The sequence below is a fragment of the Geodermatophilus siccatus genome, from assembly GCF_900103785.1.
Lineage (GTDB): Bacteria > Actinomycetota > Actinomycetes > Mycobacteriales > Geodermatophilaceae > Geodermatophilus > Geodermatophilus siccatus.
Genome location: NZ_FNHE01000012.1, coordinates 86,968 through 106,345 on the forward strand (window position 1 = coordinate 86,968; position 19,378 = coordinate 106,345).

Annotated in this window: 19 protein-coding genes; 11 read left to right on the forward strand and 8 right to left on the reverse strand. The window is 75.9% G+C overall.

Features of this window, described 5'->3' with window-relative positions; genetic code table 11:
• Position 1 precedes the first annotated feature (1 nt).
• Positions 2-349: an SRPBCC domain-containing protein gene (locus BLS21_RS20100; protein ID WP_217636219.1), complete on the reverse strand. Its 348-nt coding sequence runs from the start codon at positions 347-349 to the stop codon at positions 2-4.
• A 164-nt stretch (positions 350-513) separates the two neighbouring features.
• On the opposite strand from BLS21_RS20100, the gene BLS21_RS20105 reads away from it, so the two are divergent.
• The gene (locus BLS21_RS20105; RefSeq protein WP_091222948.1) at positions 514-1,473 is read left to right on the forward strand and encodes a hypothetical protein; all 960 of its coding nucleotides are present in this window, start codon (positions 514-516) and stop codon (positions 1,471-1,473) included.
• A 22-nt stretch (positions 1,474-1,495) separates the two neighbouring features.
• Here BLS21_RS20105 and BLS21_RS20110 read toward each other — a convergent pair whose 3' ends face one another.
• The 3 genes from BLS21_RS20110 to BLS21_RS20120 form a co-directional block, all read right to left on the reverse strand.
• A complete protein-coding gene (locus BLS21_RS20110) occupies positions 1,496-2,743 on the reverse strand; it encodes an MFS transporter (protein WP_175479670.1) in 1,248 nt (415 codons plus the stop codon).
• Positions 2,680-3,204 (reverse strand): MarR family winged helix-turn-helix transcriptional regulator, encoded by a 525-nt coding sequence (locus BLS21_RS25320; RefSeq protein WP_091222724.1) that lies wholly within the window; start codon positions 3,202-3,204, stop codon positions 2,680-2,682. The genes BLS21_RS20110 and BLS21_RS25320 overlap by 64 nt, the downstream gene beginning before the upstream one ends.
• A 140-nt stretch (positions 3,205-3,344) precedes the next feature.
• Positions 3,345-3,866 (reverse strand): DinB family protein, encoded by a 522-nt coding sequence (locus BLS21_RS20120; protein WP_091222727.1) that lies wholly within the window; start codon positions 3,864-3,866, stop codon positions 3,345-3,347.
• A 96-nt stretch (positions 3,867-3,962) separates the two neighbouring features.
• Here BLS21_RS20120 and BLS21_RS20125 point away from each other — a divergent pair, with 96 nt between their 5' ends.
• The 3 genes from BLS21_RS20125 to BLS21_RS20135 all read left to right on the forward strand — a co-directional run bounded on the left by BLS21_RS20125 (position 3,963) and on the right by BLS21_RS20135 (position 6,072).
• Positions 3,963-4,970, forward strand: a complete 1,008-nt coding sequence (locus tag BLS21_RS20125; protein WP_091222730.1) for a helix-turn-helix transcriptional regulator — start codon at positions 3,963-3,965, stop codon at positions 4,968-4,970.
• Positions 4,967-5,146, forward strand: a complete 180-nt coding sequence (locus BLS21_RS20130) for a hypothetical protein (RefSeq protein WP_091222733.1) — start codon at positions 4,967-4,969, stop codon at positions 5,144-5,146. Before BLS21_RS20125 ends, BLS21_RS20130 begins: the two co-directional genes overlap by 4 nt.
• 119 nt (positions 5,147-5,265) lie before the next feature.
• Positions 5,266-6,072 carry an SDR family oxidoreductase gene (locus BLS21_RS20135; RefSeq protein ID WP_091222735.1) on the forward strand — a complete coding sequence of 269 codons (807 nt, stop codon included), beginning with the start codon at positions 5,266-5,268 and terminating at the stop codon, positions 6,070-6,072.
• Position 6,073: 1 nt separating this feature from the next.
• Here the strand turns inward: BLS21_RS20135 and BLS21_RS20140 are convergent, their stop codons facing one another.
• The 3 genes from BLS21_RS20140 to BLS21_RS20150 form a co-directional block, all read right to left on the reverse strand.
• A complete protein-coding gene (locus BLS21_RS20140; RefSeq protein ID WP_139177234.1) occupies positions 6,074-7,474 on the reverse strand; it encodes an FAD-dependent oxidoreductase in 1,401 nt (466 codons plus the stop codon).
• A 217-nt stretch (positions 7,475-7,691) separates the two neighbouring features.
• The gene (locus tag BLS21_RS20145) at positions 7,692-8,621 is read right to left on the reverse strand and encodes a GGDEF domain-containing protein (protein WP_091222739.1); all 930 of its coding nucleotides are present in this window, start codon (positions 8,619-8,621) and stop codon (positions 7,692-7,694) included.
• 145 nt (positions 8,622-8,766) lie between these two features.
• Entirely contained in the window at positions 8,767-9,735 is a 969-nt protein-coding gene (locus BLS21_RS20150; protein ID WP_091222742.1) for a S1C family serine protease, read from the reverse strand.
• A gap of 103 nt (positions 9,736-9,838) precedes the next feature.
• Here BLS21_RS20150 and BLS21_RS20155 point away from each other — a divergent pair, with 103 nt between their 5' ends.
• Genes BLS21_RS20155 through BLS21_RS20175 form a run of 5 tightly spaced genes read left to right on the forward strand, consistent with a single transcriptional unit; the run spans position 9,839 to position 15,772 of the window.
• Positions 9,839-11,824: an alpha-amylase family protein gene (locus BLS21_RS20155; RefSeq protein WP_245700614.1), complete on the forward strand. Its 1,986-nt coding sequence runs from the start codon at positions 9,839-9,841 to the stop codon at positions 11,822-11,824.
• Complete coding sequence (locus BLS21_RS20160; RefSeq protein ID WP_175479671.1) at positions 11,821-12,966, forward strand: carboxylate-amine ligase; 1,146 nt, start codon at positions 11,821-11,823, stop codon at positions 12,964-12,966. The genes BLS21_RS20155 and BLS21_RS20160 overlap by 4 nt, the downstream gene beginning before the upstream one ends.
• Positions 12,967-12,995: 29 nt before the next feature.
• Positions 12,996-13,787 (forward strand): SDR family NAD(P)-dependent oxidoreductase, encoded by a 792-nt coding sequence (locus BLS21_RS20165; protein WP_091222750.1) that lies wholly within the window; start codon positions 12,996-12,998, stop codon positions 13,785-13,787.
• 3 nt (positions 13,788-13,790) lie between these two features.
• A complete protein-coding gene (locus BLS21_RS20170; RefSeq protein WP_091222753.1) occupies positions 13,791-15,089 on the forward strand; it encodes an erythromycin esterase family protein in 1,299 nt (432 codons plus the stop codon).
• A gap of 2 nt (positions 15,090-15,091) precedes the next feature.
• On the forward strand, positions 15,092-15,772 hold the full coding sequence (locus BLS21_RS20175) for an alpha/beta hydrolase (protein ID WP_091222756.1): 681 nt from the start codon (positions 15,092-15,094) through the stop codon (positions 15,770-15,772).
• Between the two features lie 104 nt (positions 15,773-15,876).
• Here the strand turns inward: BLS21_RS20175 and BLS21_RS20180 are convergent, their stop codons facing one another.
• Positions 15,877-17,304, reverse strand: a complete 1,428-nt coding sequence (locus BLS21_RS20180) for an NAD(P)/FAD-dependent oxidoreductase (protein WP_091222758.1) — start codon at positions 17,302-17,304, stop codon at positions 15,877-15,879.
• Positions 17,305-17,424: 120 nt separating this feature from the next.
• Here BLS21_RS20180 and BLS21_RS20185 point away from each other — a divergent pair, with 120 nt between their 5' ends.
• Positions 17,425-18,099, forward strand: coding sequence for an alpha/beta fold hydrolase (locus BLS21_RS20185; protein WP_091222761.1), 675 nt, complete (start codon positions 17,425-17,427; stop codon positions 18,097-18,099).
• Between the two features lie 48 nt (positions 18,100-18,147).
• Positions 18,148-19,314 (forward strand): ROK family protein, encoded by a 1,167-nt coding sequence (locus BLS21_RS20190; RefSeq protein WP_091222763.1) that lies wholly within the window; start codon positions 18,148-18,150, stop codon positions 19,312-19,314.
• Positions 19,315-19,378 lie beyond the last annotated feature (64 nt).

Below are 19,378 nucleotides of genomic sequence, written 5' to 3' on the forward strand. Positions count from 1 at the left end.
GTCAGCCGCCGCGTTCGACGAGCGCGGCGAGCCGGTCCAGGGCCGTCCGCCAGCCGAGCTCGTTGTCCGCGGGGGCCACGCCGTCGGGCACCCCGTCGTGGACGGCGGTCAGCTCGGTGCCGCCGTCCGCGGCGTCGGCCAGCGTGATGGTGCTGGTCATCTCGCCCTGGAGCGCGGGGTCGGCGGTCTCGAAGACGTCGACCTCGACGACCAGCTCGCCGGGCACCAGGCGGACGAAGCGGCCGCGGTAGGTGTCGGTGTGCGCGGTCGTCTTCCCCTGCGGCCCGGGCTCGTCGTAGGTGAGCGAGACGCGCAGCGCGCCGCCCTCGCGGGCGTCGAACTCGTGCACCTCGCGTCATGCCCTCGGGCACCTTCCACCGGGCGACGGCGCCGGGGTCGAGCAGCGCCCGGTAGACGGCGGCTCGCGGCGCGCCAACGTGCCGGCTCACCCGCGTGGTGGTCACGGCCGCCATCGTGCCCGTGCGGCACCGGCGGCGTGGCAGGGTCGGCCACGTGGATCTCGACGAGGTGGCCGACGAGCTGTACGCCGTGCCGCCCGACGAGTTCGTCGCGGTGCGCAAGCAGCGTCAGGACGACGCCCGCTCCGCGGGGGACCGGACCCTCGCGCGGGAGATCGGTGCGCTGCCCAAGCCGACCGCCGCCGCCTGGGTGTGCAACCTGCTGGTGCGGGAGCAGCGCGCGGCGATCGAGGGGCTGGTCGAGCTCGGCGACCTGCTGCGCCAGGCCCAGGAGAGCCTGGCCGGCGACCAGCTGCGGGTGCTGGACCGCCAGCGGTCCCAGCTGCTGACCGCGCTCACCCGCCAGGCGGTCGCACTCGCCCGGGAGCACGGCGCACGCGTCGGCGGCACCGTCGAGACCCAGGTCGCGGACACGCTGCGCGCGGCGATGGCCGACCCGGAGGCGGGCGAGGCGCTGCTGTCGGGCCGGCTCACCGGTGGGATGTCCTACAGCGGCCTGGGGCCGACGGGCAACCGGCCGGCGTTGCGGCTGGTGCCGGCGCGGCCCGGGCGGGAGGGGACCGGCGGGCGGTCGCGGTCCGGCCCCGCGGCCGCCCGTCGACGCCGCGACGAGGACACCCGGCGGGCCGCCGCGGAGGAGGCCCGCCGGCGCGAGGAGGAGGCGCGGCGGGCGGCCGAGGAACGCCGGCGGCGCGAGCTCGAGGAGGCGCGCCGGGCGGTGGAGGAGGCGGCCGCGGTGGCTGCCGAGGCCGTCGCCGCGGCCGAGGAGGAACGGCACCGGGTCGACGACCTCGACGCCCGCCGGGCCGACCTGCAGGCGCGGGTGGAGGAGCTGACCGACGAGCTGGCCCGCACCGAGGAGGAGGCCGCGCGCACCGCCGAGGAGCTCGGGCGGGCCGAGCGCCACCGGCGCACCGCCGCGCGGCGCGCCACCGAGGCGACGGTCGCCCGCGACCGCGCGGTGACCGCGCTGCGGGAGCTCGAGGAGGGCTGAGCCCCGGGGTCACCGCCGGTGGTCACGCCGGTCGGGGAGCGGAGGCACCACGTCGCGCGGGGTGCAGCAGCCCGATGGTCGCAGCGAGTGGTGCACACGCGACGAAGGCCGTGGCGAGGCCGGCCGCCCCGGCGACGACGCCGGCCAGGGGCGGGCCCACGACCAGCCCGAGGGACATGGCCAGCATGGCGGTGACGATCGCCGTGGCGGGGGCTCGCGGGACGAGGGTGTTGCTCCAGATCAGGAGCAACCCGATGATCGCGATGAAGCTCGCGCCGTAGAAGACCGCCGAGACGAGGACGAGGCCGGGCGCCACGGCCAGGAGCAGGCAGGACGCAGCGAGCGTCCACGCCGTGGCCGCCAGCAGGCGGGGGAGCGAGGTCCTGGCCAGCAGCGCCCCGACGAGTCCTCCCGCGACGCCGCTGATCCCGACCAGGGTCTGGAAGACCCCGCCGCTGACCTCGCCCAGCGGCGCCTGGGCCGTGGCGACCTCGACGCCGAAGGTCGCGTAGCTGCCCGCGACCAGACCGACGAGGAACGCGGCCAGCAGCAGCCGCCCACCCTGCTCCCGTGCCACCGCCACCAGGCCCCGGGCCCCGGTGGCGTCGTCGCTGCGGTGGATCCCGGGGGGCAGGGTGCGCACCGCCCAGATCGTGACCAGGAGGGCCACGGCGGCGAAGGCCGACCACGCCACCCGCCAGGATCCCGTGGCCAGCAGGCTCACCGGCCCGGCCACGGCGACGCCGTAGGCGGTCCCCGAGTTGATGACCCCGTGACCGCGTGCCCGGCGGTCCGCGGGCAGGCGCTCCTCGACCGCGGCCACGTAGGGAGGCCACACCAGAGCCGGGCTCGCGCCGGCGACGACGACACCGACTCCCAGGGTCAGTGGGCCGGTGGCCGCGGCGCACACCGCCATCCCCGCGACGGCGGCCGTCCCCCCGGCCATCACGGTCGCGCGTGGCCCCGCCCGGGACAGCAGAGCGGGGCAGGCCAGGGAGGCGACCAGGTAGCTGCCGTACCCGGCGCCGCCGATGACGCCCAGCTGGCCCAACGACAGCTCCAGGGAGGTCCGCATCTGCGGCAGCAGGAGTCCGTAGCCGTAGCGCGCGAGACCGAAGGCGACCGCCACCACCGCCAGTCCGGACCCGATCAGCGCCCACGCCGGGACACGCTCTTCGTCCGGCGCGCTGACGGCCGGGCCGCCGCTCACGCCGGCCCGCCGTCGTCGGGCGGCCAGCAGTCCAGCGGGCAGCCCGGCGCCTGTCGGCACGCGGTCACGTCGCACAGCCGGCAGGTGCGCAGGACCTCCGTCCGGCTGCTCGGCAGGGCGGCCACGAGGTCCGGGAGCAGGTGCTCGAGCACCGAGCGCTGGTCCTCGCCGAGGGCCTCCACCGTCTGGCGTACGGCTTCCTCGCGTGCGTGCAGCACTCGCCGAGCCGTCTCCCCGCCCGCCTCGGTCAGGCGCAGCAGGACGGTGCGCCGATCGGTGGGGCTCGGTGCGCGCGTCACCAGCCCCTGGGCCGCGAGGCGGTCGACCAGGCGCACGCCGCCGGAGCCGCCCACCCCCACGACCGCGGCCAGGTCGGACACGGAGGTCTCCGGATGACGGCTCAGGTGCACCAGGACGGCGGCCGCGGCGCCACCCGCACCGCATGCCGCCTCGGTGGCTGCTGCCACCCGATCGGCGACCGCCAGCGCGAAGGCGCCGACCAGGTTCGTGAGCCGCTCCACGAGGACTATCTTATGACTGACTCAGTCATATTTCGACCCGCGAGGACGGCTCCACGCCGTGGGACCGTGCCGGGGTCTCCCCTGGGCACCCGGCGCGACCGGCCACCCCCGGACGACCTCCGCGGGCGCGGCCCCGGGGCTCAACCCATCGTCTTCTGACCGTCCAGGGACTCCCGCAGGATGTCGGCGTGCCCGGCGTGCTGGGCGGTCTCGGCGACGATGTGCAGGAAGACCCGGCGGGCCGAGCGGGTCGCACCCGGCTCGAACCACGGCGCCTCCGGCAGCGGGTGCGAGGCGTCGAGGTCGGGGAGCGTGCGGACCAGCTCGTCGGTGCGCCGCGCGACCTCCTCGTAGTGGGCCAGCACACCGTCCAGCGACTCGTCCGGCCCCAGCCGGAACTCCTCGGCCCACTTCGCCATCTGCTCCGGGTCGGTGGCCGAGGCCATGGCGGCGGGGCCGTTGACGATGAAGTCCACCCAGCCGGCCTCCTGGTGCGCGACGTGCTTGACCAGGCCGCCGAGCGTCAGCTCGCTGGCGGTGGTGCGCTGCCGCGCCTGCTCCTCGGTGAGGCCCCGGACGGTGAACCGGAGGAAGTTCCGGTGCGCGGCCAGCGCCTCCAGCAGGTCGGCCCGCTCGCCGGTGAGGGTCGTCGTCGTGTCCATGGGATCCGCCTCTCGGGTGTGCAGCGTCGCTGACGAGGACCACGCTAGGGAGGACAGCGGCCGGATCCTGACCGCAATGCGCGGCAGGATCGCCGCATGACCGATCCGTCCGCGCGGACCCTGCGCCTGCTCTCCCTGTTGCAGCAGCGCCGCTACTGGGCCGGTCCCGACCTCGCCGACCGGCTCGGCGTCTCGGTCCGCACGCTGCGCCGGGACGTCGACCGGCTGCGCGAGCTCGGTTACCCCGTGGAGGCCCAGCGCGGCGTCGACGGCGGCTACCAGCTCGCCCCGGGCGCCGCCCTGCCGCCGCTGGTGCTCGACGACGAGGAGGCGGTCGCGCTGGCCGTCGGCCTGCAGACCGCCGCCCAGAGCGCCGTCGCGGGGACGGCGGAGTCCTCGGTGCGGGCGCTGGCCAAGGTCGTGCAGGTGATGCCCACTCGGCTGCGGCGCCGGGTGGAGGCGTTGCGCGCGGTGACCGACCCCGCGCCCTGGGCGGGCCCGCAGCAGCTCGTCGACCCGGAGGCGCTCGCCGTCGTCGCCCAGGCCTGCCGCGACTGCGAGCGGCTGGGCTTCGCCTACACCGCCGCCGACGCCACCCCGTCGCACCGGCGGGTCGAGCCGCACCGCCTGGTCACCCTCGGCCGGCGCTGGTACCTGGTCGGCTACGACCTCGACCGCGGCGACTGGCGCAGCTTCCGTCTCGACCGGCTGGCCCGGCCGCGGCCGACCGGGGCCCGGTTCGCGCCGCGGCGGCTGCCGGCCGAGGACGCCGTCGCCTTCGTCCGGGCGGGCACGGCCGCGCTGACCTCCCCGACGCCGGTCGAGTTCCTCGTCGACGCGCCCGCCGACCGGGTGCGGGCGCGGATCGGGCGGTGGGCGCGCGTGGAGGACGACGGTCCCGGCCGCAGCCGGGTGCACATGGTGGCTGACGGGCTGGACTGGCCGGCCTTCGCCATCGGCACCCTGGGCGCCGAGGTCACCGTCGTCGCACCGCCGGAGCTGGTGGACCTGCTGCACGAGTGGGGGCGCCGGTTCGGCAGGGCCGCTTCTGTCGTACCCCCGGACGAGCATGGGGACCGTCCCACCGAGGGGAGGTCGCCATGACCCGCACCGACACCAGCGTCGAGATGCTCGACCTGGAGATCGCCATCGCCCACATCGCACTCGGTGTGGCCCGCAACGCGGCGGCCCGCAGCCCGTCGGCCGAGAACGCACGACGCGTCGCCGAGGCCGAGGCCGACGTCGACGCCCTGCTCGACGAACGCCTCGCGGCCGCCTGACGCCCGCCGCCGGCCGTCGTCCGGCCTCTGCAGGATCCCGCCCCCGGCCCTGCTGCAGGGGCCCGCCGTGGGCTTGCCAACGGTGGGGGGCAGGAGGGTCCTTTCACTAGCGTCGGCCCATGACCGCACCCGCACCCCGCATCGCCGTCGTCACCGGCTCCGAGTCGGGCATCGGCCGGGCCACCGCCGTGGCCCTCGCCGAGGCCGGCTGCGACCTCGGGATCACCTGGTACCGCGAGCGCGAGGCCGCCGAGGCCACCGCCGGAGAGGTGCGGGCGCTGGGCCGGCGCACCGAGGTCCGGCACGTCGACCTCACCCAGCTGCCCCAGGCCGCCGACGTCGTCGACGAGCTGGCCGACGCTCTCGGCGGGATCGACGTCCTGGTCAACGACGCCGGCACCGGGCACATGTCGACCGTCCTCGACACCGACTTCGCCACCTGGCGTGAGGTGCTGGCCACCGACCTCGACGCCGCGTTCCTCTGCCTCCAGCGGGCCGCGCGGCGGATGGTCGCCGCCGGCCGCGGCGGGCGGATCGTCAACGTCACCAGCGTCCACGAGCACCAGCCGCGGGTCGGCGCGGCCGCCTACTGCGCGGCCAAGGGCGGGCTCGGCCTGCTCACCCGGGTCGCCGCGATCGAGCTGGCCGAGCACGGCATCACGGTCAACGCGGTCGCGCCCGGTGAGATCTCCACCCCGATGACCGGCCAGGAGGACGAGGACCCGACCGCCCCCGGGCACGAGCGGCCCGGCGTCCCGCTCGGCCGTCCCGGCGACGCCCGCGAGGTGGCCGCCGTCATCGCCTTCCTCGCCTCGCCGGAGGCCTCCTACGTCACCGGGACCTCCTACGCCGTGGACGGCGGCATGCTGCAGATGGGGCCGATGGCCGGCTCGCACCTGACCTCCGACGACTGGCGCCGTCCCTGAGTCAACCCGCCAGCAGCTCCAGCAGCCGGACACGGTCCGGGCCGGGCGTGGGCCGAGGCGGCGGGGTGTCGGCGAACCGCTCGAGCCGCTCCTGCATCCCCGGGCGGGACAGCACCTCCTGCGGGAGCGCGAGGCAGGTGACCATCTCGATGAGCCCGCGGAACACCTCGGCGTCGTACATGGCCGCGGTGAGCAGGCGGACCTGTTCGGGGTCGGGTGGCTGCGGCTGCCTCCCGGCACGGAACGCGTCCATCTCGGCGATCCGGGCGCGGTCGGCGGCGATCTGGTTGCGGTAGAACGGCGTCACCTCGCGTTCGGTGGCCTCGTCGAAGGCGCGGACCAGCTCTTCCGGGTCGCCGAGGTGATGCCGCACCACCGCCCGCAGGAGCTGGGCATGGATCGCGCCGATGGAGATCCCCTTGCCGGCCGAGGGGTTGGTGCAGGCCCAGGCGTCGCCGACCGCGACGTACCCGGTCACCACGGGCTCTCCGTCCACGACGGTGCGCCGGTAGCAGTCGAGGACGCCGGCCATCGCCAGCACGCCGGTGATCGGCTCTCCGTCCAGCCAGTGCGCCTGGAGCGGGCAGGCGGCCACCACGCGGTCGAACGTCGCCGGGTCACGGAGCGCCTTCAGCGGGGTGTCCCGGGTCGCCCCGAAGAGCGTCACGGACCAGGTGGAGTTGTCACCGGCCAGGGTGAGGACGGAGAAGCTCCCGACGGGGGCCAGCTGCCGGCCGATCCGCCGCGGCAGCTCCGGCCCGGTGAAGTACCGGGTGTAGTAGACGAAGCCGCTGTCCTCGGACTCGATCCGCAGGGGGCGGGCGCCGAGCGCCTCGAGCCAGGTGGGTCCCCGCGTCCGCCGGCCGGTCGCGTCGACCACCAGGTCGGCGGCGATGTCCTCGCCCGTCGAGGTGCGGACCCCGACGACGTGGGGGACTCCGTCCAGCACCGACCGACCCGCCACCAGGCCGGTGACCCGGACGCCGCGACGCAGGTCCAGGCGCGGGTGCTCCTCCGCCGCGGCCGCGACGACCGCCTCGGTCACCGGGCGCCGGCCGGTCACGAAGCGGATGCGGTCGTCGTCCTCCCGCGGAGCCCGGTCCTCGATCGATGGCGGCAGTGGGTCGAGGTAGTCGACCCAGGTGCAGCCGGCGGCCAACAGCCGGTCGGTGAGCTCGGGCAGCTCCGTGTCCGCCACGGCGCGGAAGCAGGAGAACAGGCTGTGCGGCTGGCGGAACTGGGCGACCCCCGCCCGCCTCCAGCCGTCCCACGCCTCTGCCGGCGTCCCCGGTGGGTCGGCGGGGTCCGGCTCGAGGACCGTCACGTCGTGCCCGTCCTCGGCCAGCATCAGGCCCGCGCACAGGCCGATGACCCCACCACCGCACACCACGATCGCGGCCATGCCGACCTCCCGGGTCCGCCGGGGACGCTGCCACCGGGTCCGGGAGACGGACAGGGCCGGAAGCCTCCGCAGGGACCGAGGCGCCGCGACCCGCTGCCTCCTGGCCCCGGGCCTCGTCGATCATGGGCTCGTTGCTGCTTGGCGCGGCGTGTCGTCGCGTGTCGCCGGCAACAACCCCGTGATCGGCCGGCGGGGACGAGTGGCCGGACCGGCGGCGTCAGGCGCCCCACTTGCGGCGCTTCTCGCGGTAGAGGTCGGCGTCGGCGCGGACCAGCAGGTCGGCCACGGTGTCGCCGGGCCGGGCGGTCGCCGTCCCGGCCGACCAGGCCGCGGGGTGGGCGGCGTGCAGCCGGGCGAGCAGGTCCGCGGCGCGGGTGGCGTCGGTGCCGGGCAGGCTGAGCACGAACTCGTCGCCGCCGTAGCGGCCCAGCAGGTCCGACAGCCGCAGCCGCGCGCTCCACGCGGTGGCCAGTTCCTGCAGCAGGGCGTCGCCGGCGCGGTGCCCCGCCTGGTCGTTGACCGCCTTGAAGTCGTCGAGGTCGATGAGCACCACCGTGAACGGCTCGTCCCCGCGCAGCGCGTGCGCCAGGCCGCGGTCGGCCGCCGCCTGCCAGGCGCGCCGGTTGGCCAGCCCGGTCAGCGGGTCGGTGGCCGCGGCCCGGTGCAGGTCGCCGGAGATGCGCGACTGCACCTCGGTGAGGACGACGACGGTGACCACCGCGGTCAGCCACAGGGGCAGGTACCCGGTGGGCGCCGCAGCGACGGCACCGGCCGTGGTGAGTGCCAGCAGCACCCCGACGTGGACCCGCGCCGCCCGGCGCGGGAAGAAGTGCCCGCTGAAGACGCCGACCGACACCATCGCCGGCCCCAGCCCGACGATCCCCACCGCGGTCGCCGCGCGCCAGGTGAGCAGGCCCAGTGCCGCAGAGGCCACCAGGACCGCTGCGTGCAGCGCCCACGGCCCCAGCCGGTCACGACCCAGCCACAGCACGAGCGACCCGGCGGCGGCCAGCGCGGCCAGGCCCCACAGCAGTGCGACCGGCGACCGGTCGGACACCGGCACCAGCGCCCCCACGGCGCACAGCACCGCGCCCACTGCGTACAGCAGTGAGAGCAGGGCGAAGCCGCCCGGCCTGAGCGTGTGCATGGGTCCCCCGTTCGTCCGGGCCAGGATCAGCTGCCCCGACGACGCCCCGCAGCGTTGCGGAACCGACCCGACCCGATGGGGGGAGCCCTCGCCGCCCGACCGGGGGAGGCCGGGCTCACTCCGTGTCACCCTCCGGTGTCGGCCGTCACCCGCCGGTGAGTTCGGTCGGCACGGTGATGACGTCGACCATCGCCCCGCGGCGGTGCACGGTCACCGGCAGGGGCCGGCCGATCGCCTCGTCGAACAGCAGCCGCTGCAGGCTCTGCGCCTCGGCGACCGGTCGCCGTCCCGCCTCGAGCACCAGGTCACCGGCCTTGAGCCCGGCCCGGTCGGCCGGTGAGCCGGGGACGACGTCGACGATCCGCAGCCCCCGCCGCCGCCCCGTGCGCTCGGCCAGCGCCGCCGGCAGCGGAGCGGGCGTGCTGACCAGGCCGAGGTAGGCGCGGCGCACCCGGCCGTCGCGCACCAGCGCGTCGACGATCCGCCGGGTGGTGTCGTTGACCGGCACCGCGAGGCCCAGCCCCCAGCCGGCGACGGCGGTGTTGACCCCGACCACCCGGCCGGCGGAGTCGGCCAGCGCCCCGCCGGAGTTGCCGGGGTTGAGCGCGGCGTCGGTCTGGATGACGTCCTCCACCACGCGGGCGGTGCGCCCGTCGCGGGTGGGCAGCGACCGGCCCAGACCGCTGACCACGCCCGCGGTCACCGAGCCGGCCAGCCCCAGCGGGTTGCCGACCGCGACCACCAGCTGGCCGACCCGCAGGGTCGCGGCGTCCCCGAGCTGCGCCGGCGGGGGAGTGGCGTCCCGCGCCCGGACGACGGCGAGGTCCGACAGCGGGTCGGCGCCCACGACGTCGACCGCGGTCTCGCTGCCGTCGGCGAACACCGCCCTCCCTGTGCGGGACCGCCCGACGACGTGGGCGTTGGTCAGCATCAGCCCCTCGCCCGGGACGACGACCGCCGAGCCCGCGCCACCGCCGCCCCCGGGCGCGGTCACCTGCAGCGCGGCGACGTGCGGGGTGAGCTCGGCGGCGACGGCGGTGACCACCTGCGAGTAGGCGTCCAGCGCCGCCTCGTCGACGGGGCGCGAGGTGTCCGGCTCCGGCAGCACGCCCATGGCGCACCTCCTCGATTACGCGATTACACGTCCAGTGAACCCCCGGGCGGAGACCTGTGGGAGCGGTCATGCCGTGGGCGAACGGCGGCCCGATACTGGCCCGGTGACGATCCCGGCGATCATCCCCGCGGCGGTGCGCCGAGCAGCGGCGGAGCAGGCGTGGCAGCAGCTGCGGCCGGAGGTGGCGGCCGAGGCCGTCGCGGCCCTGGGCCCGGCCGAGGGCGATGCGTTCCTCGCCCGCGCCGACCTCGCGCTCCACGACGTCCACGAGCCGCTGGCCACCCTCTACGGGGAGGCGGCCGACGAGCTCCTCGCCCGCGCGCTGCGCACCGCCCTGGCCGCCGCGGTCGAGCGCCCCGAGCAGCTGCGCCGCATCGACCGGCGCCGCGAGGTCGACCCGGCGTGGTTCCAGCGCTCCCGCGTGCAGGGCTACGTCTGCTACGTGGACCGGTTCTGCGGCACCCTCGACCGGCTGCCGGAACACCTCGACCACCTCGCCGAGCTCGGCACCACCTACCTGCACCTCATGCCGCTGCTGCAGCCGCGGCCGGGGGAGAACGACGGCGGCTACGCGGTGGCGGACTACCGCGCGGTCGACCCCCGGCTGGGCACGATGGCCGACCTCGAGGAGGTCGCCACGGCGCTGCACGACCGGGGCATGGCGCTGTGCATCGACCTGGTGCTCAACCACACCGCCCGCGAGCACGCCTGGGCGCAGGGCTGGCTGGCCGGCGACCCCGCGTACGCCGGCTTCTACACGGCCTTCCCCGACCGGACGCTGCCCGACGCCTACGACGCGACGATCCCCGAGGTCTTTCCCGACCGGGCGCCGGGCTCGTTCAGCTGGGTGCCGGAGGCCTGCGGCGGTGCGGGCGGCTGGGTCTGGACGACGTTCTGGCCGTACCAGTGGGACCTGGACTACGCCAACCCCGAGGTCACCCTGGCGATGCTCGGGGAGATCACCTGGCTGGCCAACCGCGGCGTCGACGTCTTCCGGATGGACGCCGTCCCGTTCATGTGGAAGCGGCTGGGCACCAGCTGCCAGAACCAGCCCGAGGGGCACAGCCTGCTGCAGCTGCTGCACGCGCTGACCCGGCTGGCCGCCCCCGGAGTCATCTTCAAGGCGGAGGCGATCGTCTCGCCCGACGACCTCGTGGGCTACCTCGGCGGGCACGACCGCTACCGGCCCGAGTGCGAGCTGGCCTACCACAACCAGCTCATGGTGCTGCTGTGGAGCAGCCTGGCCACCGGCGACGTCCGGCTGGCCCGGCAGTCGCTGCGCCGGATGCGGCCGATCCCGCCGAGCGCCACCTGGTGCACCTACGTGCGCGGCCACGACGACATCGGCTGGGCGGTCGCCGACGAGGACGCCGCCGCGGTCGGCCTCGACGGCTTCGCGCACCGCCGCTTCCTCAACGACTTCTACGCCGGCCGCTTCCCCGGCTCCTTCGCCCGGGGCGCGCTGTTCCAGGAGAACGAGGTCACCGGCGACGCCCGGGTCTCCGGCTCCGCCGCGTCCCTGTGCGGCATCGAGGCCGCGCTCGCGGACGGCGACGACGCCGCGCTGGACGCCGGGGTCCGCCGGCTGGTGCTGCTGTACTCGGTCGCCTACGCGTACGGCGGGATCCCCCTGCTGTACATGGGCGACGAGCTGGCCCTGCGCAACGACGCCGGCTACCTGGCCGACCCCGCGCTCGCCCCGGACAACCGCTGGATGCACCGCCCGCCGATGGACTGGGACGCCGCCGCCCGCCGCCGCGACCCGGCGACCCTCGAGGGCCGGGTGTGGCAGGAGGTCCGCCGGCTGGGCGAGGTGCGCCGCGCGCAGCTGGCGCTGCGCGGCGGGGTCGAGTCGACGGTGGTGGACGCCGGCAGCGACGCCGTCCTGGTCTGGCGGCGCAAGCACCCGCGCAGCGGCGCCTTCGTCGGGCTGGCCAACTTCTCGCCGTCGCCCCAGGCCGTGGACGCCGACACCGTCACCGGCTTCGGCAGCTTCGAGCAGGTGCACGGCAGCGACGGCGTCCTCCCGGTGCGCGACGGCCGGGTCGTCGTCCCCGGGCTCGGCTTCGCCTGGTACGCCGAGCCGTGACCGGGCCGACGGTGCCTCCCGGCCACCCGCCCCCGACCACCGCCGGGGCCACCGTCGGCGTCGAGGAGGAGTTCCACCTCGTCGACCCCGACACCCTCGCGCTCACCCCGAGCGCGACGGTCGTGCGGGCCGCCCTCGCCGGCGACGCGGGGGAGCACGTCCACCCCGAGATCGTCACCACGCAGCTGGAGACCTCCACCGGGGTCTGCACCACGCTGGCCGAGCTGCGCGCCCAGCTGGCCGCCACCCGCGCCGAGGCCGTGTCGGCCGCCGCCCGCGACGGGCTGGTGCCGTTCCCCGCCTCCACCCACCCCTTCGGCACCTGGCGCGAGCAGCGGATCACCGGCGCACCCCGGTACGAGGCGATGGTCGAGCGCTGGGGCGGGCTGGCCGACCGGCAGGACATCTGCGGCTGCCACGTGCACGTCGGCGTCCCCGACCTCGGGACGGCGGTGGCGGTGATGGACCGCGCCCGCCCCCACCTGCCGGTGCTGCTCGCGATGACCGGCAGCTCGCCCTTCCACGACGGCGCGGACACCGGCTACGAGTCCTGGCGCACGCTGTGGTGGTCGCACTGGCCCAACGCCGGGCCCCCGGAGCCGATGGGCACCGAGCAGCGGTTCCGCGAGGTCCTCGACGGGCTGGTGCGCTCCGGTCTCGTCGAGGACGGCCGGCACCTGTACTGGGACGTGCGGCCGTCCGCGCGCTGGCCGACGCTGGAGTTCCGGCTGGCCGACGTCTGCACCGACCTCGACGCCGCCGTCCTGCACGCCGCGCTGGTCCGCTCGCTGGTGCGGGTGCTCGCCGGTCGCGCGGAGCGCGCCGAGCCGGTCCCCGAGGCGCGCCCCGAGCTGCTGCGCGCCGCCCGCTGGCGGGCCGCCCGCGACGGGCTGCGCGGCGAGCTGTTCGACCCGGTGCGCGGCGAGCCCGTCGCCGCGCGGCACGCCGTCGACGCGCTGGTCGCCGAGCTCGCCGACGACCTGCGCGCGCACGACGAGGAGGACGAGGTCGCCGCGCTGCTCGACCGGCTGTGGGCACACGGCACGTCGGCCACCCGGCAGCGCGACACCTGGGTCGCCACCCACGACCGCCGGGCGGTGGCCGCCGCGGTCGTGCGGGACGGCGTCGCCGGCATCGGGTGAGACGAGGCCTCCCGGGGTAGGGGGCGGCCATGACCGAACCGCGACCCCTCGCCCTCGTCACCGGCGCCTCGAGCGGCATCGGCCTCGAGCTGGCCCGCCAGTTCGCCGAGCACGGCTTCGACCTCGTGGTCAACGCCGAGGACGCCGAGCTCACGACCGCCGCCGAGCAGCTGCGCGCCGCCGGCACCACGGTGCAGGCGGTGCAGGCCGACCTGCGGGGTGCCGAGGGCGCGCGGGCCGTGTACGACGCGGTGACGGCCACGGGGCGCCCGCTGGCCGCGGCGGCGCTCAACGCCGGTGTGGGGAAGGGCGGGCCGTTCGTGGACAACCCGCTCGAGGACGAGCTGGCGATCATCGACCTCAACGTCCGCTCGACCGTCGTCCTGGCCAAGTCCGTGGTCCGGGACATGGCCGCGCGCGGGGAGGGCCGGGTGCTGTTCACCTCGTCGGTCGCCTCGACCATGCCCGGCCCGTACCAGGCGGTCTACAACGCCTCGAAGTCGTTCGTCCAGTCGTTCGCCGAGGCGCTGGACACCGAGCTGCGCGGCACCGGGGTGACGGTCACCTCGCTGATGCCCGGCCCCACCGACACCGAGTTCTTCGAGCGCGGCGACCTGACGGACACGAAGCTCGGCCAGGGTCCCAAGGACGACCCGGCCCAGGTCGCGAGGCAGGGCTTCGAGGCGATGATGAAGGGCGAGACCAAGGTGCTCGGCGGCTCGCTACTGAGCAAGGCCCAGGCCGTGGTCAACTCCGTGCTGCCGGACCGGCTGAAGTCCGCCGGCCACGCGAAGATGGCCGAGCCGGGCGGCGCGGAGTAGGCCATGACCGGCGTCCGGGACCTGGCGCTGCCGCTGCGCGACCCCGCCGACCTCGACCCGGTGCTCGAGCGGGTCGGCGACGCGCGCATCGTGGCGATCGGCGAGGCCAGCCACGGCACCTCCGAGTACTACGCCTGGCGGGCCGCGCTGACCCGTCGGCTGATCACCGAACGCGGCTTCGGCTTCGTCGCGGTGGAGGGCGACTGGCCCGACTGCCACCGCGTCAACCGGTCGGTCAAGCTGCGGCCGGGTGCCGACGCCGACCCGCGCGACGCCCTCGACGCCTTCTCCCGCTGGCCGACGTGGATGTGGGCCAACGACGACGTCGTCGCCTTCTGCCGCTGGCTGCGCGACGTCAACGCCGGGCGCCCGGAGGACGAGCGGGTCGGCTTCTACGGTCTGGACGTCTACAGCCTCTGGGACTCGATGCACGAGCTCGTGGGCTGGCTGCGGGAGAACGAGCCCGAGCACGCGGAGACCGCGCTCCGGGCGCTGCGCTGCTTCGAGCCCTTCGGGGAGGACGGCGCCGAGTACGCCTTCGCCTCCCGCTTCGCCCCGACCAGCTGCGAGCAGGCCGTCGTCGACCTGCTGCGCCACCTGTGCGAGGAGCGCGGGCGGCGGGCGGACGAGGACGACCCCGAGGCGCGCTTCTCCGCCGAGCAGAACGCCGCGGTCGTCGTCGACGCCGAGCGCTACTACCGCGCGATGGTGCGGGGCTCGGCCGAGTCGTGGAACGTGCGTGACGTGCACATGGCGGACACCCTCGACCGGCTGCTCGCCCACCACGGCACGGGGCCCCACCCGCCCAGGGCCGTCGTCTGGGAGCACAACACCCACATCGGGGACGCCCGCGCCACCGACATGGCCGACGCCGGCATGACCAACGTCGGGCAGCTGCTGCGCGAGCGGCACGGCGTCGACGACGTCGTCCTGGTGGGCTTCGGCGGGTACCGCGGCGGCGTCATCGCCGGGAGCGAGTGGGGCGGGCAGATGCAGCGGATGCCGGTGCCCGAGGCCCGGCCCGGCAGCCTGGAGGCGCTGTTGCACGAGGAGGTCGGCCGCGACGCGCTGCTCGTCTGGTCGCGCGACGGCTCCCGGCCGGCCGAGCTCGAGCGCCGGCTGGACCACCGGGCGATCGGCGTCGTCTACCGGCCCGAGCGGGAGAAGTGGGGGAACTACGTGCCGACCGTGCTGGGGGAGCGCTACGACGCCTTCCTGTACCTGGAGGACACCTCGCCCCTGCAGCCGCTGCACCTCGAGCGGGCCGACGAGCACGTGCCGCCGCTGGCGCACGCGGTCTAGCGGTGGCGCTCCCGCACGCCGCAGAGGGGCGGCTCGACGCCCGCCCGGTGCCCGCGCCGGCCGCGGCGCCGTACCCACCGGGCACCCGCACCCTGGAGCTGGGACCGCACGCGCAGGCGCAGCTCGTCGTCCCGGAGGGGCGGCCCCGGCCGCGGCCGCTGCTGGTGTTCTTCCACGGCGCGGGCGGGACGGCGGCGCAGTCGGTGGGTCTGGTCGGGGAGCCGGCCACCGCCCGCGACGCGCTGGTGCTCGCCCCGTCGTCGGTCGCCGCCACCTGGGACCTCGTCGCCGGCGGTCTCGGCCGGGACGTCGCGGTGCTGGACGCCGCCCTCGAGCAGGTCTTCGCCCGCCAGGCGGTCACCGGGGTGGCGTTCGGCGGCTTCTCCGACGGCGCCTCGTACGCGCTCAGCCTCGGGCTGGCCAACGGCGACCTCGCCGAGGCGGTGCTCGCCTTCTCGCCGGGGTTTGCCGTCCCGCCGCGGCGGGTCGGCCGGCCGCGGATCTGGATCTCGCACGGCACCGACGACCGCGTGCTGCCCGTCGCGCGGTGCGGACGACGGCTGGCCCACGAGCTCGACACCGGCGGGTACGACGTCACCTACGAGGAGTTCGACGGCGGCCACGTCGTCCGGCCCGGGGACGTGGCCGCCGCCCTCACCCTCTGGCTGGGCGCGTACGGCTGAGCCGCGGTGCTGATGCTCAGGTGAGCTGATCCCGCCAGGTCCTGGCTCACCACCCGGGGTGAGCCAGGACCCGGGTCGGTGAGCTGAGCTGATCGTCCGGGCCGCTACGCGGAGCGGCGTTCGGTCAGGTCCGTCGCCGGGGCCATGGCGTCCTTCGGCCCGCCGGTCTTGGACACCGCGAACTCCGACCCGAGCGCCTCCAGCGCCAGCCGCCCGTACACCTGCTGCTGGGTGGCCACCCGCTCGGCGCGGCCGCGGCCGAGGAAGCTGACCATCCAGTGCAGCACCGCGGTCACCCGGCTCTTGAAGCCCACGATGTACATCAGGTGCACGACCAGCCACAGCACCCAGGCGAAGAAGCCCTCGAACTTGAGGTTCTTGATGTCGGCGACGGCGGAGAAGCGGGAGATCGTCGCCATGTTGCCCTTGTCCTGGTAGTGGAACGGCTTCTGCGGCTCCCGGCCGGCGATCCGCCGGGTGATCGCCTCGGCGGCGTACCGGCCGCCCTGGATGGCCACCTGCGCGACGCCGGGCAGCCGGTCCGGGTGGTTGGCCATGTCGCCGATGACGTGCACCTCGGGGTGCCCGGGGAGGGTGAGGTCGGGCTGAACGGCGATGCGTCCGGCGCGGTCGACCTCGGCGCCGGACTGCTCGCCGAGCAGCCGGCCCAGCGGGCTGGCCTGGACACCGGCCGCCCAGACCTTGGTGGCTGCCTGGATGCGGCGGACCTGCCCGTCGCGGTCCTTGACCTCCAGGCCGTTGGCGTCCAGGTCGGTGACCATCGCGCCGAGCTGGACCTCGACGCCGATCTGGTTGAGGTGCCGGCGGGCGCGGTCGCCGAGCTTCTCGCCGAACGGCGGCAGCACCTGCGGAGCGGCGTCCAGCAGGATCACCCGGGCCTGCGTCGGGTCGATGGTGCGGAAGTCGCGGCGCAGGGTGCGGTGCGCCAGCTCGGCGATCTGACCGGCCATCTCCACGCCCGTCGGGCCGGCGCCCACCACGACGAAGGTGAGCAGCCGGTCGCGCTCGGCCGGGTCCGTGGCGAGCTCGGCGAGCTCGAAGGCGCCGAAGATGCGGCCGCGCAGCTCCAGGGCGTCGTCGATGCTCTTCATGCCGGGCGCGAACTCGGCGAAGCGGTCGTTGCCGAAGTAGGACTGCCCGGCGCCGGCGGCGACGATCAGCTCGTCGTAGGGGTGCACCGTGGTGCGGCCCAGGATGGTCGAGGTGACCGTGCGGGCGGCCAGGTCGATGTCGGTGACCTCGCCGAGGACGACGCGGGCGTTCTCCTGGTGCCGCAGGATCTCGCGGGTGGCCGGCGCGATCTCGCCCTCGGAGAGGATGCCGGTGGCCACCTGGTACAGCAGCGGCTGGAAGAGGTGGTGGCTCGTCTTGCCGATGACGGTGACGTCGACGGGGGCCCGCTTGAGCGCCTTGGCGGCGAACAGCCCACCGAAGCCGGAGCCGACGATGACGACCCTGGGCCGACCGGACGAGGAGGCGCCGACGGGGTCGGTCACAGGTGATGTCGTCATGATGAATCAGTCTCCCACCTCGGTGTCCCCGAGCGCGGACGCCTCGGAGCGATCCAGATCACAGAGCGCCGTCCTACCCGCTGGTGAGCGCCTCACGCAGCCGCGCGGTAGACCGGTTGGGTGCCGAAACCCGGAACCCGGCCGGTCCTCGTCCCCGGACTCGGGCTCGACGAGCGCTCCTCGGCCCGGCTGCGGGACCTGGTGCCCGCCGACGTCGTCCTGCTGCCGGGGGTGGGGCTGCCGGGGCCGGTGCCGCCGCTCGAGGAGCTCGCGGCCAGGCTGCGTGCCCGGCTCGGCGAGGGGCCGGTGCTGCTGGTCGGCCACTCGCAGAGCTGCCAGGTGGCCGCCGCCGCGGCCGACGACCCCCGGGTCGCCGGACTCGTGCTGCTCGGGCCCACCACCGACCCGCGGCTGCGGTCGGCCGCGGGGCTGGTCCGGCGGTGGATGGCGACGGCGGTCGAGGAACGGTGGCCGCAGGCGCTGCTGGCGCTGCCGCAGTGGCTGCGCACCGGGCCGCGGGCGATGCGGCAGCTGTGGGCCGTGGCCTCACCCGACCGGATCGACGCCCGGCTGAGGACGGTCGGGGTGCCGGTGACCGTCGTCCGCGGCGTGCGCGACCGGCTCTGCCCGCACGACTGGGCCGCGGCCGTGGCGACCGCCGCCCCGGACGGCCGGCTCGCCGAGATCGCCGGGGCGGCCCACCTGACCCCCATGAGCCACCCCGAGCAGGTCGCGGCGCTGCTGCGCGAGGCAGCCGGCCGGACGGGCGCAGGGGAGCTCCGGCCCGGCGCCTGATCGGCTCGGGCACCCGGGCCGGTGGCCGCTGCGTGACACGATGTGCACGTGGCCCACTCCTCCGCCTCGGCCGGCGCGCTGCTGCGGCACGTCCGCACCGGTCGCGCGCGCAGCCGGGCCGAGCTGGTCGCGCTGACCGGCGCCTCGCGGAACACCGTCAGCGCCCGCGTCGACCAGCTGATCGCGGCCAACCTGCTCGCCGAGGGCGGACGCGGCTGGAGCACCGGCGGCCGGCCGCCGACCCTGCTGCGGTTCAACAGCCGCGCCGGGTGCGTGCTCGCGGTGGACCTGGGCGTGACCAGCGTCGACGTCGCCGTCACCGACCTCTCGGCGGAGATCCTGGCCACCATCGGCCACCCGATCGACATCGCCGAGGGACCCGGCCCGGTGCTGGCCGAGGTCGACCGGCTGGCCCAGCTGGTCCTCGCCGAGGCCGATCTGGAGCCGGCCGACGTCTGCGCCGTGGGCGTCGGCGTCCCCGGGCCGGTGGAGCACTCCAGCGGGCGCCCCTCCCACCCGCCGATCATGCCGGGCTGGCACGACTTCCCGATCCCGAGCGCGTTCGGCCGCTACGAGTGCCCGGTCTACGTCGACAACGACGTCAACGTCATGGCGCTGGGGGAGATGGGCGCCGCCGGGTCGGCGCAGGACGTGCTCGTGGTCAAGGTCGGCACGGGCATCGGCTGCGGCGTGATCGTCGACGGCCGGGTCTACCGCGGCGCGCAGGGCAGCGCCGGGGACATCGGGCACATCCACGTGAGCACGCCCGACGGGCGGGTGGTGACCTGCCGCTGCGGGCAGGAGAACTGCCTCGAGGCGCTCGCCGGCGGTGGCGCGCTGCTGCGCGACGCCGTGGCGGCGGGGCTGCCGGTCGGCACCACCCGCGAGGTCGTGGAGCGCGCGGCGCAGGGTGACGGCGCGGCGATCGAACTGGTCCGCGAGGCGGGTCGCACGCTCGGCACGGTGCTCGCGGCCCTGGTCAACTTCTTCAACCCCCACCGCATCGTCATCACCGGCGGTGTGGCGCAGGCCGGCGTCCCGCTGCTGGCCGGGATCCGCGAGTCGGTCTACCGGCGTTCGATGCCGCTGGCCGCCCGCGCGCTGGAGATCACCGTCAGCGCGGCTCCGGAGCTCTCCGGCCGGGTCGGCGCCGCCCTCATGGCCATCGAGGGCTTCCTCGACGAGGAGTCGGTCGAGCAGACCCTCGCGCGGTGACACTGCGGTCCGGCCGGACCGCACCGCGGTGACACTGCGGTCCGGCCGGACCGCACCGCGGTGA

Excerpts from the sequence above, each read along its gene's own strand:
- BLS21_RS20120 (WP_091222727.1), bottom strand. The coding sequence starts at position 3,866 with ATGGACACGACGACGACCCTCACCGGCGAGCGGGCCGACCTGCTGGAG.
- BLS21_RS20125 (WP_091222730.1), top strand. The coding sequence starts at position 3,963 with ATGACCGATCCGTCCGCGCGGACCCTGCGCCTGCTCTCCCTGTTGCAG.
- BLS21_RS20130 (WP_091222733.1), top strand. The coding sequence starts at position 4,967 with ATGACCCGCACCGACACCAGCGTCGAGATGCTCGACCTGGAGATCGCC.
- BLS21_RS20135 (WP_091222735.1), top strand. The coding sequence starts at position 5,266 with ATGACCGCACCCGCACCCCGCATCGCCGTCGTCACCGGCTCCGAGTCG.
- BLS21_RS20140 (WP_139177234.1), bottom strand. The coding sequence starts at position 7,474 with ATGGCCGCGATCGTGGTGTGCGGTGGTGGGGTCATCGGCCTGTGCGCG.
- BLS21_RS20145 (WP_091222739.1), bottom strand. The coding sequence starts at position 8,621 with ATGCACACGCTCAGGCCGGGCGGCTTCGCCCTGCTCTCACTGCTGTAC.
- BLS21_RS20150 (WP_091222742.1), bottom strand. The coding sequence starts at position 9,735 with ATGGGCGTGCTGCCGGAGCCGGACACCTCGCGCCCCGTCGACGAGGCG.
- BLS21_RS20165 (WP_091222750.1), top strand. The coding sequence starts at position 12,996 with ATGACCGAACCGCGACCCCTCGCCCTCGTCACCGGCGCCTCGAGCGGC.
- BLS21_RS20170 (WP_091222753.1), top strand. The coding sequence starts at position 13,791 with ATGACCGGCGTCCGGGACCTGGCGCTGCCGCTGCGCGACCCCGCCGAC.
- BLS21_RS20180 (WP_091222758.1), bottom strand. The coding sequence starts at position 17,304 with ATGACGACATCACCTGTGACCGACCCCGTCGGCGCCTCCTCGTCCGGT.